22 protein-coding genes are annotated in these 22,610 nt (G+C 65.4%); 12 read left to right on the top strand and 10 right to left on the bottom strand.

What is annotated here, in order from left to right; all coding sequences use genetic code 11:
* The first annotated feature begins 1 nt into the window (after position 1).
* On the top strand, positions 2-1,411 hold the full coding sequence (locus tag ABD243_RS10635; RefSeq protein WP_344365174.1) for an aspartate ammonia-lyase: 1,410 nt from the start codon (positions 2-4) through the stop codon (positions 1,409-1,411).
* Between the two features lie 5 nt (positions 1,412-1,416).
* Here the strand turns inward: ABD243_RS10635 and ABD243_RS10630 are convergent, their stop codons facing one another.
* Positions 1,417-1,884 (bottom strand): Lrp/AsnC family transcriptional regulator, encoded by a 468-nt coding sequence (locus tag ABD243_RS10630; RefSeq protein WP_091248751.1) that lies wholly within the window; start codon positions 1,882-1,884, stop codon positions 1,417-1,419.
* 76 nt (positions 1,885-1,960) lie between these two features.
* Here ABD243_RS10630 and ABD243_RS10625 point away from each other — a divergent pair, with 76 nt between their 5' ends.
* Positions 1,961-2,788, top strand: coding sequence for an HAD hydrolase-like protein (locus ABD243_RS10625; RefSeq protein ID WP_344365172.1), 828 nt, complete (start codon positions 1,961-1,963; stop codon positions 2,786-2,788).
* Here the strand turns inward: ABD243_RS10625 and ABD243_RS10620 are convergent.
* The gene (locus ABD243_RS10620; RefSeq protein WP_344365169.1) at positions 2,700-3,317 is read right to left on the bottom strand and encodes a TetR/AcrR family transcriptional regulator; all 618 of its coding nucleotides are present in this window, start codon (positions 3,315-3,317) and stop codon (positions 2,700-2,702) included. The two genes, ABD243_RS10625 and ABD243_RS10620, sit on opposite strands and share 89 nt — an antisense overlap.
* Positions 3,318-3,472: 155 nt before the next feature.
* Positions 3,473-3,898 carry a YegP family protein gene (locus tag ABD243_RS10615; protein WP_344365320.1) on the bottom strand — a complete coding sequence of 142 codons (426 nt, stop codon included), beginning with the start codon at positions 3,896-3,898 and terminating at the stop codon, positions 3,473-3,475.
* 348 nt (positions 3,899-4,246) lie between these two features.
* Between ABD243_RS10615 and ABD243_RS10610 the strand changes: the two genes are divergently transcribed.
* The 4 genes from ABD243_RS10610 to ABD243_RS10595 all read left to right on the top strand — a co-directional run bounded on the left by ABD243_RS10610 (position 4,247) and on the right by ABD243_RS10595 (position 6,329).
* Positions 4,247-4,609: an ArsR/SmtB family transcription factor gene (locus ABD243_RS10610; RefSeq protein WP_344365166.1), complete on the top strand. Its 363-nt coding sequence runs from the start codon at positions 4,247-4,249 to the stop codon at positions 4,607-4,609.
* A 170-nt stretch (positions 4,610-4,779) separates the two neighbouring features.
* Positions 4,780-5,016: a hypothetical protein gene (locus ABD243_RS10605; protein ID WP_344365164.1), complete on the top strand. Its 237-nt coding sequence runs from the start codon at positions 4,780-4,782 to the stop codon at positions 5,014-5,016.
* Between the two features lie 121 nt (positions 5,017-5,137).
* The gene (locus ABD243_RS10600) at positions 5,138-5,773 is read left to right on the top strand and encodes a LysE family translocator (protein WP_344365161.1); all 636 of its coding nucleotides are present in this window, start codon (positions 5,138-5,140) and stop codon (positions 5,771-5,773) included.
* 31 nt (positions 5,774-5,804) lie between these two features.
* Positions 5,805-6,329, top strand: a complete 525-nt coding sequence (locus ABD243_RS10595; RefSeq protein ID WP_344365159.1) for a DUF2127 domain-containing protein — start codon at positions 5,805-5,807, stop codon at positions 6,327-6,329.
* An 11-nt stretch (positions 6,330-6,340) separates the two neighbouring features.
* Here ABD243_RS10595 and ABD243_RS10590 read toward each other — a convergent pair whose 3' ends face one another.
* A complete protein-coding gene (locus ABD243_RS10590) occupies positions 6,341-7,312 on the bottom strand; it encodes a magnesium transporter CorA family protein (protein ID WP_344365157.1) in 972 nt (323 codons plus the stop codon).
* A 205-nt stretch (positions 7,313-7,517) separates the two neighbouring features.
* On the opposite strand from ABD243_RS10590, the gene ABD243_RS10585 reads away from it, so the two are divergent.
* The 4 genes from ABD243_RS10585 (at position 7,518) to ABD243_RS10570 (ending at position 15,921) form a co-directional block, all read left to right on the top strand.
* Entirely contained in the window at positions 7,518-8,687 is a 1,170-nt protein-coding gene (locus ABD243_RS10585) for an alkaline phosphatase family protein (protein ID WP_344365154.1), read from the top strand.
* A gap of 154 nt (positions 8,688-8,841) precedes the next feature.
* Positions 8,842-11,517 (top strand): PEP/pyruvate-binding domain-containing protein, encoded by a 2,676-nt coding sequence (locus ABD243_RS10580; protein WP_344365151.1) that lies wholly within the window; start codon positions 8,842-8,844, stop codon positions 11,515-11,517.
* Between the two features lie 486 nt (positions 11,518-12,003).
* Positions 12,004-13,749 carry a phospholipase C gene (locus tag ABD243_RS10575; protein ID WP_344365148.1) on the top strand — a complete coding sequence of 582 codons (1,746 nt, stop codon included), beginning with the start codon at positions 12,004-12,006 and terminating at the stop codon, positions 13,747-13,749.
* A gap of 192 nt (positions 13,750-13,941) precedes the next feature.
* Positions 13,942-15,921, top strand: a complete 1,980-nt coding sequence (locus ABD243_RS10570) for an APC family permease (protein ID WP_344365145.1) — start codon at positions 13,942-13,944, stop codon at positions 15,919-15,921.
* Positions 15,922-15,987: 66 nt separating this feature from the next.
* Here the strand turns inward: ABD243_RS10570 and ABD243_RS10565 are convergent, their stop codons facing one another.
* Positions 15,988-17,442, bottom strand: coding sequence for a purine-cytosine permease family protein (locus ABD243_RS10565; RefSeq protein WP_344365143.1), 1,455 nt, complete (start codon positions 17,440-17,442; stop codon positions 15,988-15,990).
* Between the two features lie 341 nt (positions 17,443-17,783).
* Here ABD243_RS10565 and ABD243_RS10560 point away from each other — a divergent pair, with 341 nt between their 5' ends.
* On the top strand, positions 17,784-18,668 hold the full coding sequence (locus ABD243_RS10560) for a carbon-nitrogen hydrolase family protein (RefSeq protein ID WP_344365140.1): 885 nt from the start codon (positions 17,784-17,786) through the stop codon (positions 18,666-18,668).
* A gap of 265 nt (positions 18,669-18,933) precedes the next feature.
* Here the strand turns inward: ABD243_RS10560 and ABD243_RS10555 are convergent, their stop codons facing one another.
* The 3 genes from ABD243_RS10555 to ABD243_RS10545 are packed head-to-tail and all read right to left on the bottom strand — an operon-like array spanning position 18,934 to position 19,710.
* Entirely contained in the window at positions 18,934-19,086 is a 153-nt protein-coding gene (locus ABD243_RS10555) for an LPXTG cell wall anchor domain-containing protein (RefSeq protein WP_116766408.1), read from the bottom strand.
* A gap of 10 nt (positions 19,087-19,096) precedes the next feature.
* Positions 19,097-19,447 (bottom strand): hypothetical protein, encoded by a 351-nt coding sequence (locus tag ABD243_RS10550; protein WP_344365137.1) that lies wholly within the window; start codon positions 19,445-19,447, stop codon positions 19,097-19,099.
* Positions 19,448-19,452: 5 nt separating this feature from the next.
* Positions 19,453-19,710, bottom strand: coding sequence for a hypothetical protein (locus ABD243_RS10545; protein WP_091248726.1), 258 nt, complete (start codon positions 19,708-19,710; stop codon positions 19,453-19,455).
* Positions 19,711-19,979: 269 nt separating this feature from the next.
* Here ABD243_RS10545 and ABD243_RS10540 point away from each other — a divergent pair, with 269 nt between their 5' ends.
* Positions 19,980-20,693, top strand: a complete 714-nt coding sequence (locus ABD243_RS10540) for a TetR/AcrR family transcriptional regulator C-terminal domain-containing protein (protein ID WP_344365135.1) — start codon at positions 19,980-19,982, stop codon at positions 20,691-20,693.
* A 13-nt stretch (positions 20,694-20,706) separates the two neighbouring features.
* On the opposite strand, the gene ABD243_RS10535 is transcribed toward ABD243_RS10540, so the two are convergent.
* Together ABD243_RS10535 and ABD243_RS10530 are read right to left on the bottom strand one after the other, a co-directional pair.
* A complete protein-coding gene (locus tag ABD243_RS10535; RefSeq protein ID WP_425547174.1) occupies positions 20,707-21,057 on the bottom strand; it encodes a DUF1003 domain-containing protein in 351 nt (116 codons plus the stop codon).
* A gap of 136 nt (positions 21,058-21,193) precedes the next feature.
* Complete coding sequence (locus tag ABD243_RS10530; protein ID WP_344365130.1) at positions 21,194-22,450, bottom strand: S1C family serine protease; 1,257 nt, start codon at positions 22,448-22,450, stop codon at positions 21,194-21,196.
* Between the last annotated feature and the right edge of the window lie 160 nt (positions 22,451-22,610).

Below are 22,610 nucleotides of genomic sequence, written 5' to 3'. Positions count from 1 at the left end.
CATGACCACCCGCATCGAGACGGATTCGCTCGGGAACGTTCCCGTGCCGGCCACAGCCTATTGGGGGGCACACACTGCCCGCGCCTTGGAGAACTTCACCATCAGCGGCATTCCCGTCTCCCGCCACCCCCATCTGGTGCGTGCCCTGGCGATGATCAAGAACGCTGCGGCGCAGGCCAACTGCGAACTCGGCATCCTCAACCCGCGTGAAGCGACAGCGATCCGCGAAGCATGCCAGGAAATCCAGGACGGACATCACCACGAACAATTCTGCGTGGACGTCATCCAGGGCGGTGCAGGCACCAGCACGAACATGAATGCCAACGAGGTGATCGCGAACCTTGCGCTGGAAAAACTGGGCCACCGCCGCGGTGAATACCAGCACCTGCACCCCATTGACCACGTCAACCGGTGCCAATCCACAAATGACACCTATCCCACGGCGATCAAGCTGGCACTGAATTTCGCTACTGCAGAACTCAACCGGGAGTTGGGGAAACTTGCCGAATCCGCCCGCAACAAGGGCGCCGAATTCGCCGACGTCGTGAAGATGGGCAGAACACAGCTCCAGGACGCCGTCCCGATGACCCTTGGGCAGGAGTTCAATGCCTTCGCCGCGACGCTGGAAGAAGACCGCTGCAGGCTAATGGAATCCACAGCGCTGATGCTCGAGTGCAGCCTCGGTGCCACCGCCATCGGGACGGGCATCACCGCCGAACCTGGATATCAACAACTCGTCCTTCGGGCACTGTCCGAAGTGTCCGGCGTCGCGGTCTTTCCCGCCGCTGATCTCATCGAAGCCACGTCCGACGTCGGCGTTTTCATGCACATGTCAGGCATGCTGAAACGCACGGCCATCAAGCTCTCCAAAATCAGCAGCGACCTCCGGCTGCTGTCGAGCGGTCCACAGAACGGCTTCGGCGAAATTATCCTGCCTCCGCGCCAGGCCGGGTCATCAATCATGCCGGGAAAGGTCAACCCTGTCATCCCGGAGACCATGAACCAGATTGCCTTCGCAGTGGCCGGAGCTGACACCACCGTGACGATGGCTGCAGACAACGGCCAGCTCCAGCTCAATGCCTTCGAACCTGTCATTGCCCATGTCCTTCTTCAGAGCATTTCGTGGCTTGAACAGGGATCACGCGTTCTCCGTCTGTACTGCATGGAAGGCATTGAAGCGAACACCGGACGCCTCGCCCGCCAGGCGGCCGCCTCGGTAGGCCTCGCAACAGCTTTGATACCGGCCATCGGGTATGCCGGCGCTGCAGCGGTGGCCAAGGAAGCCCTCCAGGACGGGTCCGCCATCCTGGACATCGTCACCAGCAGGAACCTCATGGACCGGGACGCAGCTCAGTTACTGCTTGAATCCGCCGTGCTGCCTGTCAGAACTGCGGACATGTCCGGCGTCTGATCACTTCACTCGCTGGCGCGGACCCCTCCGGTCCCGCGCCTGATGAAACTCGAAAGCGTCATGGCCGTCACCGTGTCCGTCACGCCGGGAATTGCCGCGATCTGCTCCCAGATCTCCTGAACCCTTTCCAGCGACCGGGCCTCGACCCGGACCAACAGGTCAAAGTCACCGCTCACGACATCACACAGAACCACCTCCGGAATCGACCGCAGGACGGTGATGACGTCCGACCCCCGCACCCGGTCCTTCCTGTAAACCATCAGGAAGGCGGACACCGGACCCTGGCCCGGCGGCCCGGCAACAATCGTGTACCCCTGGATATACCCCTGCCGCTCCATCCGTTCGATCCGCTGGCGAACGGCATTCCTCGACAGGAGAACCTTGGTCGCCAGCTCCGCATGGCTCATGCGGGCGTTCTTAGTGAGCTCCGCAAGAATCCTCTGATCAATCTGATCAAGACTCACTCGATCCACGCCTACCCTTCACCGCAACAATCCCCCGGGCACTACCGGAACGGAACCAATATCAAGACCGAAAGCCCGCGAAAAAATGACACCTCTGCACCAGGCCCGTCCCTCTCTCACTGGCGTCAGCTGCATCTTGTTCGACATGGACGGCACGCTCCTGGATTCAGCTCCCGGCGTGACAGCAAGTGCTGCCCAGGCCCTGGCAGCTGTAGGTGCGCCAATCCCGGCGATGGACACTCTGCGCCGGTTCGTCGGCCCGCCGATGATCGAGTCCTTCAGAACAGTCTCACAGTTGGACGAAGAAACCGCCCAAAAGGCCCTCCAACATTACCGCAAAGCGTATGCCGCTCATGGCGCTGAACAGTCCAGTCCATACGACGGGATCAAAGACTTGCTTGAGCACCTGCACACGGCCGGTATTCCTATGGCCGTAGCCACTTCCAAGGTGGAAGACCAAGCAGTACGACTTGCACGACGGTTTGGGATTGAGCGCCACTTCATCAACGTATGCGGGGCGTCAGACTCCGATGGAAGAGCGAGCAAGGCTGAGGTCATCGCCGAATTGCTGCTCCGGCTCCAACGCGAAGGCGTGGACCTCTCCCGTCCCGCAATGGTCGGAGACCGAAGCTACGACGTCGCGGGGGCAGCCAAACACGGCATCCCCACGATATTCGCACTCTGGGGGTATGGGGAGGCCGGGGAAGCATCACAAGCGGCCGCCGTCGCTGCCTCCCCCGAGGCCCTGCTGCCACTGCTCCTGAAACACGACCACACATGGAGGGCGCTCGTAGTGCGAGGCTTGGCAACGAGCGGATCGCCGGTTACAGGCTCCGGTGGTGTTCGATCAGCCAGCGGGCCATTTGCTGCGCCCGCTTGGAAGCCAGAATGTCGCCTTCGGTCGCCGAGATGATGGAGCCCTTCATCAGGATGTGCCAGGAACGGGCAAATTCCTCGGGGCGGTTCAGCCCGGCTTCCTCGGCCAGAGCCTGGATGTGGTCCCTGATCCTGCTGAGGTATCCGATGCTTGCCATCCCCAAGGGGTGCCCCGGTCCCATCTCCAACAGGACGTTGATAAACGTGCACGCCTCGAAGTCTTCCCGCTTGAACCAGTCCCCGAACACGTCAAAGACGGCCAGTAGCCGTTCCTCGGCAGTGGTGCCGCGGCGCCTGGCCTCGGCCACGATGAGGTCCACGGTCCACACCTGGTCGCGCAGCTCCAGGAAGGCAAGCACCAGCGCGTCCTTGGATGGAAAGTGCCGGTAGAACGTTGCTTTGGAGACGCCTGAGCTGTCGATCAGCTCGTTGACCCCGACGTCGCGGATGCCGCGGCGGGAGAACAGTTCGTAGGCGGTGGAGAGAATGCGGTCCACTGGATCATCGCGACCGGCCATCGCCGCGGCGGGCAACAACGTGGGACTGGCAGCTTCGTTGGCGGTCATTGTGGAAGAAATTTTACACCGGACCCGCGGAGCGGACTTGTGTGTCGTAAGTCGGGCTTCCATCGTCCAAAGAGTCGACCCCCGGCCTCATGCGGTACAAGGCCGGGTAAATACCCGGACGTCCCTCCCGTGGACGGCACGGGAGAATCCGGGGTTCAGCAAGGGCTCAGCCCGGCCGGGGTGGCTCCGGCTCCCGGGGCTCGGCGCCACCGCATCATCATCTGGTGATTCCGGGCAACGGCCCGCCCGCCAAGAAAATGTGCGGCGGAAAGGATACGGATGCGTGGCAGCCGGGCACGGGCCCCGGATGCTCCATCAGCGGCCGGGCTCTCCTGCCGGACTCGGTTCTGTGCAGCTGCCCCCGAAGGAACCTGGACCGCCGCGGGTTCCTTTACGCCGTCGTCTCCCGGTGCCGGGATTTCACAAACCAGCCCCATTCCGGCGTACTCACGTACGGCGGCGATTCCTGCCACTGCGGACGGCTTGTCGGGGAATGATCTGGAGAGCGCCATCACCGTCCCGTCCGGGGCAGTCAAACGAAATCGATAGGAAGCATCGGAGCCGGTAAACAGTTCGAACATTCCTGCCATTGAACCCTCCTGAAAGTTGGGATCATTCTGCTCCGGTGACGCCGTTGTCACCGGAGGCAGCCTGAATCCACCTGTAGGACGCCGGCCGCTAGCAGAGGGCCGGATCGGATTGATGAATTCATGAAAGTCTGAACTACCCCCGCCGTCTGCGCAAGGGGCGCCCACACACCTGCCGCCGGCGGCGACACGACGGCAGTCCGACGCTACGATGTATGTGCGAGCGGGCCCGCCCGGACGAGTGGGAGACAGACTTTTCTGTCTCGCGTGTGCTAATTTCCTCGGACCAGGTCCGGCACGGGCTTTGGGCCGTGAGTATTGGATGCGAAGGAGAAGGCCCCCATGGCGGACGGATTGCCTGCAAGCCTTGTCCTGTCCGATGTGAAGGCCGACCTCTTCAAGGCGATGGGGCACCCTGCACGGGTCCAGCTCCTGGAAATGCTTGCTGACGGCCCAGTGGCCGTCAGCACGCTGCGCCACGACACCGGCCTCGAACCCTCCAATCTGTCCCAGCATCTCGGTGTGCTGCGCCGCCAGCACCTGATTCTCCCGACCCGGCGGGACGGGCGGCTGTTTTATGAGCTTGCCTGCCCCGAAGTGAACACCTTGCTGGGCGACGCCCGCTCCTTGCTCGGAACCCTCCTTCGCACCGCCCGGTTGAGCCTCCCTCACGGCGAAACCTCAACGGACGACGCGATCCTGTAGAAACCGACGTGCCGAGACGAGCGGCCGCTCCGCGGTTTCGACACAGACGCGAGACAGACTGGTCCAACGTTCGATATCCTTTCCTGACCGCCGGGTGCGGCCCGTCATCGGGCACGAATCGCTTCCCGGCTCAACTGCAATGAGGCAGAGACGGGACTGGAGGACAACCGGTGATCGATAGTGAAATCCTGGCTGTGGAAGCGGCTGCCGCCCGGCTTGAGACGTCCAGAACCAGCGAGGAGAACGCGGCCAACCTGCAGTCCGCCGTCGCCGCGGCAGTCACACACGGCAAGTCCATAAGGGACGTGGCCGCCGCCGCACACCTCACGGCACTGGAGGTCTTGGACGCCGCCGATGCAGTCACCTACCCGGGACCCGCGCCGCAGGCGCCGAATATGACGCAGTGAGCGTCACCCGCCCCACACATATTCGGAACGCCGGAACGCATACTGCCTTCCCGGGCCTCTCATCCGGGCCGGGCGTTGCCGCCGTTGCGCCCGGACGGCCGGCACCCGGACAATGGTGCTCATGACCCTCGTGACCCTGCTGGCCTTTGCCGGGCTGTGCCTCCTGCTCTCCGTCACCCCCGGCCCGGATACGTTCCTGGTGCTGCGGATCTCGCTGCAGAGTGCCGGGGCCGGCCTTGCCGCCGCGCTCGGCTCGGCCGTGGCATCCATGGTCTGGGCCGCGCTGGTGGGCGTGGGGCTCGCCGCCGTCCTGGAGGAATCCGCGGAAGTGTTCCGCTGGCTGAAGATCGCGGGCGGGCTGTACCTGCTGTACTTGGGAATTTCTTCGCTGATCCGGGCCCGCCGCACAAAGTCCTCCCCGACGGCCGGCCGCACTCCCCGCCGAAGCTACAGCCGGCGGGCAGGGTTCGGCGCCGGCGGCCTCTCCACGCTGCTCAACCCCAAGGTGGGCCTGTTCTACCTCGCCGTCGTGCCGCAGTTCATTCCGCACGGCGGCAACACGCTGGACACCGCCATGGTGTTGGGTGCCATCGAAAGCGCCATCGGGTTCCTCTATCTGGCGGCCGTATCCATCGCGGCGGCGAAGGCCATGGCCTGGCTGCAGCGCCCCCGGGTGAGCAGTTGGCTCGAACGCGGCAGCAGCGGCATCATCGCCGCGCTCGGCCTGGGCGTGCTGGCATCCAGCGCCAGCTCCTAGCCGTGCCGGAAGTGCGTGCCGGGGGTTTGAGGTGACGTTGGCTAAAGGCAGTACCGACAGGACGTTGCTGGACAAGACCTTCAGGGTCAGCCTGATTCTCAAAGGCCTTGACGGACTCTTGGAACTCGTGGGAGGAATTCTTCTGCTGCTGGTCTCCCCCGCGCAGATCGGCGCCTGGGTCCGGTTACTGACACAGCACGAACTCTCCGAAGATCCGCATGATCTGGTTGCCACCACCTTGGTGCACTGGGCCGGGACCATGACCGTCTCGGCGACCCTCTTCGGCGCCATCTACCTGCTGTTGCACGGAGCGGTGAAGGTGGTCCTGGTCTGGGCGGTGCTCAAGGATAAAATGTGGGCTTACCCGTGGATGATTGCCTTCCTGATGGCCTTCATCCTCTACCAAAGTTATGAACTCCTGGTTGCCTTCTCCTGGGGGCTAGCCCTCCTGACAGCCTTCGATATCTTCATCGTCTGGCTCACCTGGCGCGAATACAGGGCCCACCGCACCCGCAACGCGAACACCCCCGCCGGCAACGCTGCGCGCCAGGCATAACACTGGCTGATCTAGATCCAGTCCCGCCTCTTGAACCCCAGATACAGGAACACTGATCCGGCGACCATCAATGCGGTGGACAACCAGAGACCGTAATCGCTCTGGAAGCCGAAAAACGGCACGTTCTGCCCGAAGAACCCCGTGACCGCGGTGGGTACGGCGATGATCGCAGCCCAACTGGTGACCTTTTTCATGACCAGGTTCATCTGGTTCCCCTGAATACTGATGTGGGTCTCCAGAATGGTCGTGACCAAGTCACGGAGCGACTCCGTCCATTCCGTGGCCCGCAGTACGTGGTCGTAGACGTCCTGCAGGAACGGCTGCATGGCGGGGCTGCAGCCGACGAGGTCGTCCCGCCGGAGGAGGGTGTTGAGGACTTCGCGCATGGGCAGGACCACCCGGCGGAGCCGGACCAGGGTCTTGCGCAGCTCGAAGGTCTTTCGCTGCAGGTCGTGGTCGGGTGAGTGGTCATCGAAGAGCGATTCTTCAAGGGCGTCGATGTAGCCGTCCAGTTCCTGCACGGCGTCGAAGTGCCCGTCCACGATCATGTCCAGGAGGCCCCAGAACAGGAAAGGCACCCCGTGTGCGGCCAGGTCCGTCTCGGCATCCCAGTGCGCCATCAGTTTGTCCGTATCAAACCCTGGCCCGTGCACGGTCACGAGGGCGTTCCGGGTCACGAATGCCGAGACCTCGGCAATGTCCACTTCCCCGCTGCCGGGCCGCAGCCCCGCCTGATAGGCCGACAGGAACAGGTGGTTGGCGTAGCGATCCAGCTTGGGCCGCTGGAAATCATGGACGGCATCCTCAACGGCGAGGCGGTGAAACCCGTACACCGTCTCGACACCCAGAAGGTCATCCGCCGTCGGGTCCGTGAAATCGATCCACAGCACCACGTCGTCCTGGTGCGCCAGGGCCTCGATCTCGTGGGCGCTGACGTCGTCGCGTTCAAGTTTTCCTTCGCGGTACAGCCGTATGAATACCATCCGCGTCATGCTACGGGAGCTGCCTCCGAACATCCTCAACGTCGTAAACACGCCGGCTCAGCGCGCCCGGGCCTGTCCGGGGAGTGGGGCCCGTGTCTATTCTGTTTATGGACCGGCGTGACATACCGTCCGCAGGAACGGGCACCGGAGGCACGCCGGATCCGGCGCGGGAGTATGTGTTCGCCGGGAAGGGAATCCGGGTCTGATGAACCGAAGACGAGCGTTCCTTTGCATCGCCGTGGTCCTGCTTGTGATCCTTGGGGCCGGCGTCAGCCAACCGGACGGGCCGGCCGGCCGTCTTTCGCCTGTCCGCCACGTGTTTGTGATTGTGCTTGAGAACGCTTCCTACGCGCAGTCGTTCGGGCCGAATTCGCGCCTTCCGTATCTGGCCCAAACGCTTCGCGGCCAGGGCGTTTTGCTGGACCAGTACTACGGGACCGCGCACTACAGCCTGGGAAATTACCTGGCCATGCTGGGCGGTGTCGCTCCGAGCCCCGACATCCAGATGGACTGCACGGCCTACACGGACATGGTGCACCCGTCCGCGGAACGCTTCGGGCAGGTCAAGTCCGACGCCGGCTGCATCTTTCCGGCGTCGGTGCCCACCCTGGCGGGCCAGCTCGCGGCACGGAACCTGACCTGGAAGGGCTACATGGAGGACATGGGCAACGTCCCGGGGCGGGAAGAAGCCGTCTGCGGGAAGCCCTCCCTGGGTCCCGGATCCACGGACCTGACGCAGGAAGCCACGGCCGGGGATGCCTACACGGCCCGTCACAACCCGTTCCTGTATTTCGCGTCAGTGGCAGGAACCGCGGCGTGCGCCGCGAATGTCGGGTCCCTGGCCCGGCTGCCCCAGGATCTGACGGCCGTCTCAACCACCCCCAACCTGTCGTTCATCTCCCCCAGCCTGTGCAATGACGGACATAACCAGAACTGCGACGGCCAGCCTGCCGGTCCCGCGGCGGAGGATGCCTGGCTGCGCACCTGGGTGTCCCTGATCTCGGCATCTCCCGCCTTTCAGGAAAGCGGTGCCATCATCATCGTCAACGATGAGGCCGACGGCGACACCAGCGCCTGCTGTAACGAGCCCTCCGGCCCCAACGTTGCCGCGCCCGGCCTGCCGCCGTCGGCCGCGAAGGATGGCACGTTTGCGGCCGGGCCCGGCAACGGCAAGGGCGGCGGACGCATCGGCGCGCTGGTGCTCTCGCCCTTCGTCCGTCCCGGGACGACGAGCTCCACACCGTATAACCACTACTCGCTCCTGAAAAGCATCGAAGACCTGTTCGCGCTGCCCTACCTCGGCTATGCAGGAACTCCCGGGCTCGCCGGATTCGGGGCTGACGTATGGACCGACGGGCGCGACGCCGGTCGCTGACCATGCGAACGGCCCGCGTGAGGCGGTCCCCGGCCGCGCAGCATGGGGCTTTGGCAACGGCTGCAGCTATGGCCCCCGGCCTGCGGCAGTGCCAGTATGTTGAGAGTCACGCTCAATGATGGCGCCCCGGCTCCCGGCAGAAAGGTGCTCGGTCATGACCTACATCAACAACCTCGGCGATGTGGGACAAGGCGACGTCGCCATGGCCGGCGGCAAAGGCGTCGGCTTGGGCGGCCTCGTTCAGGCCGGGCTGCCGGTTCCCCCGGGGTTCGTGCTGAACACCGCAGCCTACGCGGATTTTGTGGAAGCCAATCGCCTTCAGGCCGGCATCCGTGAGCTCGACTCGCTGTCACCGCTGGCATCGCCACAGGATTACGAGGATGCCTCGAACCGGATCCGCGCCCTGTTCGCCGGCGGAACCATGCCGGCCGCTATCGCAACTGAGCTCGGTGCCGCCTACCGGCTGATCGGCGACGGGGATGCAGCCGTGGCGGTGCGCTCCTCCGCCACGGCCGAGGACCTCCCCTCCGCCAGCTTCGCGGGGCAACAGGAAACCTACCTCAACGTCGTCGGGGCGGAAGCCCTGGCCGCGGCCGTGACCGATTGTTGGGCCTCCCTGTGGACGGCGCGCGCCATGGCCTACCGGGCCCGCGAAGGCATCGGACCGGACGCGGTGCGCCTCGCCGTCGTGGTCCAGCGGATGGTCGAGGCCGACGCCGCCGGGGTGATGTTCACCGCCAATCCGGCCAACGGGCGCCGCGACCAGATCTTGATCAGCGCCGCGTGGGGCCTGGGCGAATCCGTGGTCAGCGGCACGGTCACCACCGATGACGTCGTCGTCGAAGCGGGCTCTGGCCGTGTGCTCTCGCGCCGGACCGCCGACAAGGAAGTCATGACCGTCGTCGCGGACCACGGCACCCGGGAGCAGCCTGTGCCGGCGGGCCGCCGTCGTCAGCCCGTACTCGACGACCAGGCCGCGGCCGAGCTGGCCGGCTACGGAACCCGGATCGCGGATCATTTCGGGGCCCCGCAGGACATCGAGTGGGCACGGGCCGGTGGCGAGTTCTTCCTCCTGCAATCCCGCCCGATCACCGCACTGCCGGAACCGGCAGCTGATGCTCCGGACACGTGGCCTGTGCCCTATCCGAAGGGGCTCTACTTCCGGGCGAGCATCGTGGAACAGCTGCCTGACCCGCTCTCACCGCTGTTCGCCGATCTCATTGACGGCTCGGTGTCCCGGTCGCTGAGGGCCTTGATGGCCGGCGCCATCGGCAAGAACGTCATTGGGGAGGACGACGTCGGACTGCCCACTATTAATGGCTACGCCTATTACTACTACCGCACCTCGGCAATGTTGCGCGTGACGGCCATGTCGCTGGCTGCGATGCGCGCGCTGATCCGCGGCACGGCGCACATGGGAGTGGCCGGCTGGCGGGAGTATTCGCATCCCCGCTACGAACGGGTGATCAAGGACTGGTCGGCGAAGCCCCTCGGGGGGCTCTCCGGGGAGGAATTGTTGGAGGGTGTGCAGACGTTGCTGGACGCCGGCACCGTCTACTACACGGCGGTGCAGTCAATCATTCCGGTCGCCGCGACAAGCGAAATCTCCTTCCGGGCCTACTACGACAAGTTAGTTCGGCGCAACGGAGACGCCCCGGCCCAGACGTTCCTCCTCGGCTACGACAGCGAACCCATCCGGGCCGAGAAGTCGCTGTACGACCTCGCAGCCTGGGTCCGGGGCGTTCCGGGACTCGCCCCGGCGATCCTCAACGCACCGACGCCGGCCCTGGTCGAGTCGCAGCGCACCGGGGTGCCGCCGGCCGCCATGGACCAGGCACTCTGGGGGCTATGGCGTCCCCGCTTCCAGGACCACCTCGGCCGGTACGGCCATGCAGTCTACAATCTGGACTTCGTCTGCCCGGTGCCCGCAGATGATCCCTCGCCGCTGCTGGAGACGGTGAAGTTCTACCTGCGGGGACAGGGCACGGACCCGCATGAGCGCCAGCGGTTGTTGGCCGCCCGCCGGGAAGAGGAAACCGGCCGAACGGCCGCCCGGCTTGGGCCGCGGCGCCGGGCCGCGTTCCTCCGGCTGCTCCGGTGGGCGCAGAATGCCGCCCCGATCCGCGAGGACGCCCTGGCCGACGTCGGACTGGCCTGGCCGCTGCTGCGGCGGATGCTGCTCGAACTCGGCCAACGGCTGGTTGGCTCCACCGTCATCGCCGAGCCCGGCGACGTCTTCTGGCTCCGCCACCGGGAGCTGCGAAGCGCCGTCGAGTTCGGCCTCGCCGCGCCGGGCGCACCGGCGGCCGTGGCCATTACCGGGGCAGACCGGCCCGTCCGGGCGGCCGCCATCGAGGAGCGCAGGATGCTCTGGCGGGGCCAGGCCAAGGCCTCCGCCCCGCAACTGCTGCCCGAGAGCCGGTGGATGGAGCGGGCCTTCGGGTCCATGATGCCGGCAGCCTCACAACAGCAGCCGGGCGACGTCATCAAAGGCACCGGCGCCAGCTCGGGCCGGGTCAGTGCTCCCGCCCGCGTCCTGCGAGGACCCGAGGATTTCGCGACGATGGTTCCCGGCGACGTCCTGGTCGCCCGCATCACCACTCCCGCGTGGACCTCGCTGTTCGCGATGGCCTCCGCCGTGGTCACCGACGTCGGCGGCCCGTTGAGCCACAGTTCGATCGTCGCCCGGGAGTACGGCATCCCGGCCGTGCTCGGCACCGGCGTGGCCACCCAGAGGCTGACCAGCGGCCAGCGGATCCGGGTCGACGGCGATGCCGGCACTGTCACGATCGAGCGGGGGCCTCGCCCAGCGGACGGTGGATCCGCCTAAGCCCTGCGCAACTGCTCCGCCCGCTCACATCCCGCCGCCACCCTCGCGTGGCTTCGGGCCGCATCATGTCCGAGATTCGACACCGGCGCCCGGGCCGCGGCGCAACCTGCCGTTCACCACCCCGCCCGCATCGACGATCTGCGCCACCGCGGCCGCCCAGGCGGCAGGCAACACTGACCAGCACGAGGGCAACGCCCAATGGGAATCACCTCACGATGAAGGTGGCACCCGATAACGGCGACGAAGGCGACGGCGCCGAAACCTCACCTGCGAAGCCGCCGTTACCCCCGCCAAATAGGGCAATCCGGCGGCGGCCGGACCGCGCCGCGGTGGATCCCGGCCCCTCCGTGGCGACCGACACTAAGCAGGCTTTCTTTGGCCTCGTGCCGTTTACCGCGGATTCATGACGAGCCCCTACCGTCGGCGATGAACGCGAAGCCGCCCTTTGACGGCCGGTACCCCTGAACCGGAACGATTGGATAACCCATGCCTCATCCAGCACAACGTTTTACCCGAAAGCGCGTCGCCGCCGCCACGGGCGCTGCAGCCCTGGCGGCCACGGCGCTGACAGCCGGAGCGATCGGCTTCGGTGCAGGGCCGGCTTCTGCCGGCGAAAATCACAGCGGCACCGCGACGCCGATCAAGCACGTGGTGGTGATCTTCCAGGAGAACGTCTCGTTCGACCACTACTTCGCCACCTACCCCCAAGCCGCCAACACCCCGGGTGAAGCCCAGCAAGGCACGGGCACCGCAGCAGCTTCCTTCACCGCCGCGAAGAACACGCCCAAGGACATCAACACCTTGGCTACAGCGGGCCTCCTGGCACCGAACAATCCCAACGCGGTGCAGCCGGCCCGGCTCTCGCCGATGCAGGCCGTCACCTGCGACCAGGACCACGGGTACACTGCCGAGCAGAAGGCGTACAACGGCGGCGCGATGGACCAGTTTGTCCAGTTCACCAGCCGGGACTCCTGCGGCACCAACCAGTACGGCCGCCCCGGGCTGACCATGGACTACTACGACGGCAACACCGTCACCGGCATTTGGAACTACGCCCAGAACTACGCCATGAGCGACAACCACTTCAGCACCGTCTTCGGGCCATCCACTCCGGGCGCGCTGAACCTGGTCTCGGGCCAGACCCACGGGGCCACGGAATACACCGCCGCCGGGCAACCCGTGGCCACACCGGCAGCCGGAAGCAGCACTGTCCGCCAACCTGACGCGAACGGCGTCGGGACTGTCATCAACGATCCGGACCCGGTCTACGACGACTGCTCGAACAATAGCCACGCCAAAACCAACAACCTGGCCGGCATGACCGGCAGGAACATCGGGGACCTTCTCAGCGCCAAGGGCACATCCTGGGGCTGGTTCCAGGGCGGCTTCACACCGACCACTGCCGCTACAGGGACCACGCCGGCGTCGTGCCTGTCCAGCCACACGAACGCCGCCGGAGCCAGCGTCGTTGACTACTCACCGCACCACCAGCCCTTCCAGTACTACGCCTCGACCGCCAACCCGCACCACCTGGCGCCGGCGTCGGACGCGGAAATCGGCCACAACGGCCAGGCGAACCACCAGTACGACCTCACCGCTTTCAACAAGGTGGTCAACACCGACAACATGCCCGCCGTGTCCTTCCTGAAGGCGGGAATGTACCAGGACGGCCACGCCGCCTATTCCGACCCGGTCGACGAGCAGAACTTCATCACCAACACCGTGAACCAGATCCAGAACTCCAAGAACTGGGAGAACACGGCCGTTGTACTCGCCTACGACGACTCGGACGGCTGGTACGACCACGCCGTCGCCAAGGTGAAGAACTCCTCAAACTCCGCCGACGACGCCGCCTGGTGCCAGACCGCTGCGGCCAGCGGGATCCCGATGGCCAGCGGTTACGCTGACCGCTGCGGCCCCGGCCCCCGCCAGCCGCTCGTGGTCATTTCACCGTATGCGAAGAAGAACTATGTGGACCACACCCAGACGGACCAGGCCTCGATCCTTCGCTTCATCGAAGACAACTGGCACACCGGCCAAATCGGCGACGCCTCCGCGGACGCGACAGCCGGCCCGGTGAACGCCATGTTCAACTTCGACAGGCAGCGCACCGACAAAGTCCTGCTCAACGAACAAACCGGCGCCGTCGCCTCCATCACCAAGACAGAGGACGGCAACAACTCCGGCCACGACGACGGCGGCAACAACCGCGGCAGCAACTCCGGGGAGTAACTGCCCGCAGCGGACCGGTCCGTGGCCGCCAGGAAAACATCACTCCAGGAAACGCCATCCGGCCGGCAGCCGGGTGGCGTTTCCGGTACCTCCTCCAGCTGGCAGCCGGCCGGAGGGACGGCCACTAGAATTGGCCGGTCCCTGTGCTTTGTTCCGGCCCTGCAGACGCCCGGCCACCGACGGAAAGACCCCATGACGACCACTTCTGACCACGCCGTACCGGCCCAGGTTGACCTTAAGCAGGCCGCAGCCCCGGACCGCAAACCCCTGGTCCGCTGGCTGCTCGCCAACCAGGTCGCACCGGCCGGCCCCGAAGCAGAGGAAGATCACAAGCCCAACGCCTGGTGGAAGGTCATGTGCCTGACTGGCGTCGACTACTTCTCCACCCTGTCCTACCTACCAGGCATCGCGGCCCTGGCCGCCGGCGCCCTGTCCCCGCTGGCGACCCTGCTGATCGTGGCACTGACCCTGCTGGGCATGCTGCCCATGTACCGCCGCGTCGCGCAGGAGAGCCCGCACGGGCAGGGGTCCGTTGCCATGCTGGAGAAGCTACTGCCGTTCTGGCGCGGCAAGTTCTTCGTCCTGCTGTTGCTCGGGTTCGTCGCGACCTCGTGGATCATCACCATCACCCTGTCGGGCGCCGACGCCACAGTGCACCTGCTGGAGAATCCGATGATCCCGCAAGGCCTGAAGGGCAGTGCCGTCGTCATCACGGTGATCCTGCTGCTGATCCTGGGCGGGGTATTCCTTCTTGGCTTCAATGAGGCCGTCGGCGTCGCCATCCCGCTAGTGGCTGTCTACCTCCTCCTGAACGCCGCCGTCGTCGCCGCCGGGTTCGCGCACGTCTTCTCGGACCCCTCCCTGATCGCCGGCTGGCAGGACCGGCTGCTCTCCAGTGCCGGCGGCGGGCCGATGAGCCTCATTGGTCCGGCAGTCATCGCCTTCCCGTTGCTGGTTTTGGGGCTCTCCGGCTTCGAGACCGGCGTGTCCATGATGCCGCTGATCAAAGCCACCGGGAACACCCCGGAGGACGTCATGGCCTCCAGGGTCAAGAACACCCGCAAACTCCTCACCACGGCGGCGGCCATCATGAGCGTCTATCTGATGTCCACCAGCTTCCTCACCACGGTCATGATCCCGGCCAAGGAATTCCAGGACGGCGGACAGGCCAACGGCCGCGCCTTGGCGTTCCTCGCCCACGACCTGTTCGGCGCCGGATTCGGCACCGTCTACGATATTTCCAGCGCCCTGATTCTCTGGTTCGCCGGCGCTTCCGCCATGGCCGGGCTCATCAACATCGTGCCCCGCTACCTCCCCGCGTACGGCATGGCACCGGAATGGGGCCGGGCCGTCCGCCCGGTCGTGATCGTCTACACCGTGCTGAGCGTCGGCATCACCATCGCCTTCAACGCCGACGTCAACGCCCAGGCCGGCGCCTACGCCACCGGCATCCTGGCCATGATGGTCTCCGGTGCGGTCGCCGTGACAGTCTCAGCGGTCCGCCGGCACAGCCGTGCCGGGACCCTGGGATTCGGCGCGCTGACCCTGGTCCTGCTGTACGCACTGGTCGCCAACGTCATCGAAAAGCCCGACGGCATTGCGATTTCGGCATTCTTCATCGCCGGCATCATCATCGTCTCGCTGATCTCGCGGGTGAAGCGCACCACCGAACTGCGCCTGGAAACCATCGAGTTCGACGAGGCAGCCCGGCAGTTCATCACCGACTCGATCGCCTTCGACGGCCAGCTGAACGTCATTGCCAACAAGCGCCAGGCAGGCGACAAGGCCGAGTACGCCGACAAGGAGTACGAGCAGCGCGGCCTGAACCCGGTCCCGGGTCCGGCGGACGTCATCTTCCTGGAGGTGGAGATCTCCGACCCGTCGGCGTTCAGCCACACGCTCCGGGTCGAAGGTATCGAAGTGGGCGGCTACCGGGTATTGCGGGTGAAGTCGCCGGCGGTGCCGAACGCGATCGCAGCGGTCCTTCTGGCCATGCGCGACTCGACCGCCACCAAGCCCCAATGCTATTTCGAGTGGTCGGAAGGGAACCCGATCAGTCACCTGATGCGGTACCTGTTCCTGGGCCAGGGCGACACGGCCCCGCTGGTGCGTGAGATCCTCCGCGAGGTCGAACACGACCCGGCCCTCCGCCCGGGCATCCACGTCGGCTGATGGCCGCCGGGTGGGCCGCCGCACCCACCCGTCTGTTCCTGCGCCGGACTGGGGCTCGACGCCGGATTAGGGCTCGACGTGCATCTTCGCGGCTTCCTCAAGTTCGGTTGCCTGGGTCTTTGCCAGGCGCCATTCCGCAGCAGTGTCGATGCGGCGGGTGAGTGCCCAGTAGAGGACGGCCGAGACCGGCAGGCCAATGAACAGGGAGATGTCAGCGCCACCCATTGCCTCGGCCGCGGGTCCGACGAAGAGTTTTCCGGCGGAGAAGAAGGGAATCATGACCAAGAAGCCCACGAGGTAAGACGTGATTCCGGGCCAGCCCCAGCGTCCGTAAATGCCGTGAGGATGGAAGATCTCCGCGATGGCATAGTGGCCCTTGCGGACGACGAAGTAGTCCGTAAGGTTCACCGCTGTCCACGGGATGAAGAAGTACAGCACCAGCAGCAGGAAGTCGTTGAAGTTGGCGAGGAAGTCCGCGGATGCGAAGTTGGCGAAGACGAGTGAGATGGCCGCGGTGATCACGATCGTGACGACGCGGATTTTGACGGTGGGCCGGATGCGGCGCAGGCTGTCGATGGACGAGATCAGGGTCAGGGACCCGCCATACATGTTCAATGCCGTGACCGACAGGAGCCCAAGGGAAGCGATGAACAATGCGATCGCCCCGAACCCCGGGAACAACTTGTTGGCAGTGTCCTGGATCGAGGTGATGGTATCGAACTCCGTGCCGGCTGCCGCGGCAATGAATGATCCCAGGAACATGACCCAGATACCGCCCAGGGCACTCCCCCAGAACGTCCACTGGAACGTCCCGCGCCCGGATTCCGGGGGCAGGTAGCGGGAATAGTCCGAGACGTAAATGGCCCAGGAAATTTGGTAGCCGGCCGCCACGCCCAGTTGTCCCAGGAAGGGGACGAGATGGAAATCGGCCAGATTGAACGCGCCGCCGGGCAGGTCAAGGTGGGTGAGGACAGCCACCGTCAGCAGCGCCAGCATGATGATGGTCAGGTAGGTCAGATAGCGTTCGAAGCCGTGGATCAGGTCATAGCCGAACAGTGCGACGGCGGCGGCGATAATCGTGATGACCCAGAACCAGAGGGTTGCGTTTCCGATGTGAAGGGACCCGGTCACGGCCTCGCCGGCCAGGACGGTGTTGAAGACATTGAATCCCGCGTACTGCAGGTAGGCGAAGAGCCACACCAGCAGGGCCCCCACGTACCCGAACTGTGGACGGGACTGGATCATCTGGGGCAACCCGAGCTGCGGACCCTGAGAGGAGTGCGCCGCCATGAACAAGGTGCCCACCAGCACGCCGATGGCGATGGCGATCAATGACCAGATCAGGTTCCCTCCGGTCGTGATGCTGATCAGACCCACCGCGAGCGTGGCGATCTGGGCGTTGCTCATGAACCAGAGCGGCCCAATGTGCGAGACCTTTCCATGCCTCTCGTTGAGCGGAACATAGTCAATCGACCGGACCTCGAGTCCTCCGCCCGCCGCCTGACCTGTGGCTGTACTCATGACATGTCTCCTGGATGGTGCGATGCCGTCAGCATCAGTGCGGGATCGAAGGCTGCGGCCGGAACCTGCGGGGCCGCCCTAAGGGTATGAAGAGAATCACGTGCAGATCGCGGGCAAGAGTAAACTCGAATCGTGTCGTTCCCCTGGTAGGGATGACAGAATCGTGGTCGCCATATCGTGCGAATGTCAAGAGCTGTCGGAGGGCACTATTGGGCTCAACGGCAGGCATCGTCGGGTCTCTTGCCCCACAGACCGGCGGGCGGCCGGAAGCGGATCGGGCGATGCGAGCCGATCCCGCCGTCGGCCGTCCCCCATAGCCGTCCGTTCAAAGGTAACCGCCGATGTCGAACCTTGCTGTTGCAGCCGTCCAGGCCCCGGGGCGCCCGATTGGCGGGCCCTTCCGCGGCTTCGCCGATGAAGCCGCGCGCGTTCTGGCGGAATACCCCGAAACGCAGCTGATGGTTTTCCCCGAACTCCACCTCTTCAGCGACGGAGTCCCGGACAGGCAACGAACCGAAGCGCTCCAGGAGGCCGCGCAGCCGCTCGACGGGCCGCTCGTCAATGAGTTGAGGCAACTCGCCGGAGACCTCAAGCTCTGGTTGGTCCCCGGGAGCATCTGCGAACGCGGGCCGCATGGACAGCTGTTCAACACGTCCCTGGTGCTCTCCCCCGAGGGTGCCCTGGCGGCAAGCTACCGGAAGATCTTCCCCTGGCGCCCGTTCGAACCCTACGACCCCGGAGACACTTTTGTGACGGTCGATCTACCCGGATTCGGCAGGGCCGGCCTGTCCATCTGCTACGACGCCTGGTTCCCCGAGGTCACCCGCCAGCTGGCCTGGATGGGAGCCGACGTCATCATCAATGTCGTCAAGACCACCACCCCGGACCGGGCCCAGGAGCTGATCCTCGCCCGCGCCAACGCAATCGTCAACCAGGTGTTCATGATCAGCGTCAACTGCGCCGGGCCCACCGGCCAGGGACGCAGCATCATCGTGGACCCCGAGGGCGCCGTCCTGTCCGAAGCTCCGGACGACTCCCCCTGCGTGCTCTCCGCAGCGCTGGACATGGGGCACCCGGGGCGGGTCCGTTCAGAAGGTACTGCAGGATTGAACCGGATGTGGTCGCAGTTCCGGACCGATGACCCTCCCATCGAGCTCCCCATCTATGGCGGCAGAATCACCCCAGCTACCTGGACACCGGAAGCCCACACGAAGCACCAGCCGTAGCCTGGCTCGCCTGCCGCTGGAAGTTCGGATACGACGAGGCCGACGCAGTCGAAGTGTGGACCGGTCCGTGGACCGCCGACGACGAGTACGCCATCAACACGTGGGATTCCATGCTGGCCCGCTCCGTGCGCACCGGCGGCCGCTGGCTTCCGGCCATGGGCAACAGCGACGCCGACAGCGCCCCGCAAGGTCAGGGCATACACGAAAGCGGCGGCCGGTCCCGTGTGTGTTGGACCGGCCGCCGCCGAAGGAGATCAGTTGAGCCTCAGGCCTTGGCCTTCCGCTTCACCCAGCCCCAAACAGCCGTGGCCACGAGCAGCACCAAGCCGATGATGGCCAGCCAAAGCAGGCCCTTCACGGCGAAGCCAAGGATCGAAAGAAGGAGCCAAATGATAAGTAGTGTGATTATTAGTCCCATGCCGTAAAGCCTAAGCCACGCCAGAGGTCGCGGATGGCATTTTGGGCAGGGCGCTGGCCGGCTCCACCGCGGACATCGGCTCCTGGCAGTGGCGGTAGGCGTCGTCGCGGCGTACGGAGCCGCCACTGTCCCCGTCCCATCCCGGGATGGCTGCGAGGAAGGCCGCAGTCGTAGCCACCACATGCGAGTTGCCGCACTGGGTGCAGCTGATGGCGGCGGCAAGGGTCTCCTGCCGCGGATTCATCATGGTGACGGAGTCCGCGGTCAGGTGCCGGTCGGTGTCGCAGCTCGCGCACCAGGGCCGGCGGCCCCGGGGCTGATGGGCGTCCCGGGGCAGGTAAGTGCTGGATGTGATTGACATCCGGCTCAGACCAGGACCGGGTAGCTGGCCAGGATGTAGTCCGCCGCGGCCGGGCCTTTCATGCGGAGGCCGGTGCCCTTGGGGTGGACCTGTTTCTTCTTCATGGCCGCCCAGAATGCGTCTTCGGAGCGGGGCGCGGCCTGGCTCAGGAAGCACCAGCTGGTGTACAGCCCGTAGAGCGGGTCCCGGCCCAGGGCGCGATCGGATGCAGGGTCACGGGTGGTGGCTTCCTGCAGGAATTGGTCATAGTGAGAAGTTGCCATGTGTGGCTCGATTCCTCGCGGTGCAGTCTGTGCCGCCGTGTGGCTACAGCAGCTGGCTTCAAGGCCGTGCACGCGGCGTCGAAGCATGATCCCGGGCTGCTGCGTAGCCGCAGATCCGGGGATAGAAGGTTATCGGGCCGGAAATCCACGTGCCGCGGAGGTCAGCCAAGCAACTTTTCTACAATGTAGACTGTAGGCGTAGACTACATATTAAGCAACCTGTCTATTGTCCTGGCAGTGTGACTTGTCCCCGACCCGAACGGAACACGATGTCGCCCGAAGCGAACCCGGCGCCCCCAGCGGCAACCGGCAAGAAGAAGCGGCTCAGTCGTGAGATTGTTCTGTCCGCGGCGCTGGCCCTGGTGGACGCTGAAGGACTCGACGCCCTCACCATGCGCAGGCTCGGCCAGGAACTGGGACGGGATCCCATGGGCCTGTACCGCTACGCCGAAAACCGCGCAGCACTGCTGGACGGAGTCTCAGAACTCGTCCTGAATGAACTGGCCATCTTTCCCGATGATCCCGACTGGCAGGCGCAGCTCCGCCGCATCGCCCACGACCTGCGGCTCCTGGCGCTCCGGCACCCCAATGTTGTGCCCCTCCTCGTGACCCGGCCCCTATCAACGCCCTTGGGCCTCAGGCCACTTGGGACACTGCGGCCGCTGGAGCAGATCCTGTCCCTGCTGATCGACGCCGGATTCGCGCCCACCGATGCACTGCACGTCTACCGCGCCTACTACGGATTCCTTTACGGGCACATCCTCAACGAACTGCAGGAATTCATCGTTGACCCCGACGAAAACGAAGCGCTTCTCCGCCTGGGCCTGCACCGCCTGCCACCGAAGGACTTCCCTCACCTCCGCGCCCTCGCCCCGGTCCTCGCCGACTACGACGGGATGGCTGAACTGGATGAAGGAATCACCATCCTGCTCTCAGGCCTGGCCGCGCGCCTCTCGCTGCCGGAAGCTCCGGCCAAACTCTGAGGGTCGAGAAACCCTAGGCGCCGGCGCCGGCATCAATCCTGACGATTCCGGCGCCCGCAAGGGCCCGCAGCTCGCGAAGGATCTCCAGCTGTTGACTGTTGATGGCCATCAGCAGGTCGATCTCCTCCTTGGACTTCACGTTGGTGTCGCGGTCGTGCTGGGCCATCGCTGCGGCAATCGCGTCCTGCCGCTTGGCCGCGATCAGAAGAATCGCTCCCTGCAGCCCCGCCAGCATCGAAAGAAAGAGATTCAACAGAATATACGGATACGGATCCCAGGCGTTGTTCGCCAGCGCCCAGCTGTTGACTGCCGCCCACACGATCATGAAGCCGATGAAACCGCCGACGAACGGCCAGCTGCCCATCCCGTTCCGCATGACATCCGCAGCCCGTTGGCCCCGCGTCAAGGATTCCTTATGGGTTTCGTGCCAAGTCTTTCGCTTATCGATCATGCCCTACCCTAACGCCGGGACTCCGATGTGGGCCCGGCGGGCCGCGGCGTCAGCCCGCGGTGGCCGCGCCGAGGGTGACGTCAGTGCTGTGCTGCCCGCCGTCGCGGTCGAAAGTGGCCTTGACGGTGGCCCCGGCGGCCTGTTCCCGCGCTGCCGCCGTGAGCTCGGAAGCATCAGTCACAGTCCGGCCGCCCAGCTCAGTGATCACGTCGCCGGCTTTCAAGCCGGCCTTGTCCGCCGCGGAGCCCGTGGTCACGGCAGCCACCTCTGCCCCGGTCGTGAATCCCGACGAGGTTCCCGCGGCCTTGTCCTGCACCGAGAGGCCGAGTTGGCCGTGCGTGGCCGTGCCCGTGCCGATGATCTCCCGGGCGACGCGTTTCGCGTCGTTGACCGGGATGGAGAAGCCGACGCCGATGTTCCCCGACTGGGCTGAGGAGGAGGACGTGGATCCGGCCGAGGCGATGGCCACGTTGACTCCGATGATCTCGCCGCTGGTGTTCACCAAGGCGCCGCCGGAGTTTCCCGGGTTGATGGCCGCATCCGTTTGGATGACGTTGATGCTGATGGAATCCTGCGCGGCACCGGAGGACCCGCTCTGCGAGCCGGGCGCGGCCGAGGAAGCGGTCTCGATGGTGCGGTTTGCTGCCGAAACGACGCCGTCCGTCACCGTTCCGCTCAGCCCCAGGGGTGCTCCGATAGCAATGGCGGTGTCACCGACCTTGACCTTGCCGGAGTCGCCCAGGGACGCCGCCACCAGCCCCGGGGCAGTGATGTGGACGATGGCCAGGTCCGAGAGCGGATCCGTTCCGACAATGGTCCCGGGGTAGACCTTGCCGTCGTTCGTCCGAACCTCGATGGCCGCGTTCGCGGCCTGTCCGTCCAGGGTGACCACGTGGGTATTGGTCAGAATATTGCCGGACGTGTCCAGAATGATGCCCGATCCGGTACCGCCGGAAGTGCCGGAGCTGGCGCTGATAGTCACCACACTGGGCGAGGCCTTCTGCGCGGCCGCTGTCACGGCGTTGACGCTCTCGGGATTGTTGACAATCACCGGCGTGTATTGGGTCGTTTGGGTGGTGCCGGCGGCCGGGGCTGCGGTGTTCCAGATCGACGTCGCCGCTGCAGCCACACCCCCGCCCAAGGCACCCGCGGCCACCAGGCAGGCAACGAACACGCCGGTGCCAACCCGCCTCCCGGGTTTCCGGCCGGTTGCCGCGACTGCTCCTGCCCGGGGCGCCTCCGGCCGTGCCGGGTCTGCACCGGCTCGTGCGTTGTCGCTGTGCGTGAGATGGTCGTGCTCGCTCATGGGTCATCCTGATCTCGTCGTTATTGCCTGTGTCGACCTCCCGCCTGACCTGCGGGCGAACGTGTGCTCATGTCTTCTGTGAACGTCCACTGCCGGCCGGGGCCGCCAGGGGACGCCGGCTGGCATTCGTGGGCTTGGGGCGGACGCACCCCCGATGCTG

Source organism: Arthrobacter humicola, from assembly GCF_039531445.1.
Classification (GTDB): Bacteria; Actinomycetota; Actinomycetes; order Actinomycetales; family Micrococcaceae; genus Arthrobacter; species Arthrobacter humicola.
The sequence above is the reverse complement of the archived record's forward strand: the minus strand, read 5'-3'. Positions and strand labels throughout refer to the sequence as shown.

Excerpts from the sequence above, each read along its gene's own strand:
- ABD243_RS10570 (WP_344365145.1), top strand. The coding sequence starts at position 13,942 with ATGACGACCACTTCTGACCACGCCGTACCGGCCCAGGTTGACCTTAAG.
- ABD243_RS10565 (WP_344365143.1), bottom strand. The coding sequence starts at position 17,442 with ATGAGTACAGCCACAGGTCAGGCGGCGGGCGGAGGACTCGAGGTCCGG.
- ABD243_RS10540 (WP_344365135.1), top strand. The coding sequence starts at position 19,980 with ATGTCGCCCGAAGCGAACCCGGCGCCCCCAGCGGCAACCGGCAAGAAG.
- ABD243_RS10635 (WP_344365174.1), top strand. The coding sequence starts at position 2 with ATGACCACCCGCATCGAGACGGATTCGCTCGGGAACGTTCCCGTGCCG.
- ABD243_RS10545 (WP_091248726.1), bottom strand. The coding sequence starts at position 19,710 with ATGGCAACTTCTCACTATGACCAATTCCTGCAGGAAGCCACCACCCGT.
- ABD243_RS10555 (WP_116766408.1), bottom strand. The coding sequence starts at position 19,086 with ATGGGACTAATAATCACACTACTTATCATTTGGCTCCTTCTTTCGATC.
- ABD243_RS10620 (WP_344365169.1), bottom strand. The coding sequence starts at position 3,317 with ATGACCGCCAACGAAGCTGCCAGTCCCACGTTGTTGCCCGCCGCGGCG.
- ABD243_RS10600 (WP_344365161.1), top strand. The coding sequence starts at position 5,138 with ATGACCCTCGTGACCCTGCTGGCCTTTGCCGGGCTGTGCCTCCTGCTC.
- ABD243_RS10585 (WP_344365154.1), top strand. The coding sequence starts at position 7,518 with ATGAACCGAAGACGAGCGTTCCTTTGCATCGCCGTGGTCCTGCTTGTG.
- ABD243_RS10580 (WP_344365151.1), top strand. The coding sequence starts at position 8,842 with ATGACCTACATCAACAACCTCGGCGATGTGGGACAAGGCGACGTCGCC.
- ABD243_RS10530 (WP_344365130.1), bottom strand. The coding sequence starts at position 22,450 with ATGAGCGAGCACGACCATCTCACGCACAGCGACAACGCACGAGCCGGT.
- ABD243_RS10625 (WP_344365172.1), top strand. The coding sequence starts at position 1,961 with ATGACACCTCTGCACCAGGCCCGTCCCTCTCTCACTGGCGTCAGCTGC.
- ABD243_RS10550 (WP_344365137.1), bottom strand. The coding sequence starts at position 19,447 with ATGTCAATCACATCCAGCACTTACCTGCCCCGGGACGCCCATCAGCCC.
- ABD243_RS10535 (WP_425547174.1), bottom strand. The coding sequence starts at position 21,057 with ATGGGCAGCTGGCCGTTCGTCGGCGGTTTCATCGGCTTCATGATCGTG.
- ABD243_RS10615 (WP_344365320.1), bottom strand. The coding sequence starts at position 3,898 with ATGTTCGAACTGTTTACCGGCTCCGATGCTTCCTATCGATTTCGTTTG.
- ABD243_RS10590 (WP_344365157.1), bottom strand. The coding sequence starts at position 7,312 with ATGGTATTCATACGGCTGTACCGCGAAGGAAAACTTGAACGCGACGAC.
- ABD243_RS10560 (WP_344365140.1), top strand. The coding sequence starts at position 17,784 with ATGTCGAACCTTGCTGTTGCAGCCGTCCAGGCCCCGGGGCGCCCGATT.
- ABD243_RS10575 (WP_344365148.1), top strand. The coding sequence starts at position 12,004 with ATGCCTCATCCAGCACAACGTTTTACCCGAAAGCGCGTCGCCGCCGCC.
- ABD243_RS10610 (WP_344365166.1), top strand. The coding sequence starts at position 4,247 with ATGGCGGACGGATTGCCTGCAAGCCTTGTCCTGTCCGATGTGAAGGCC.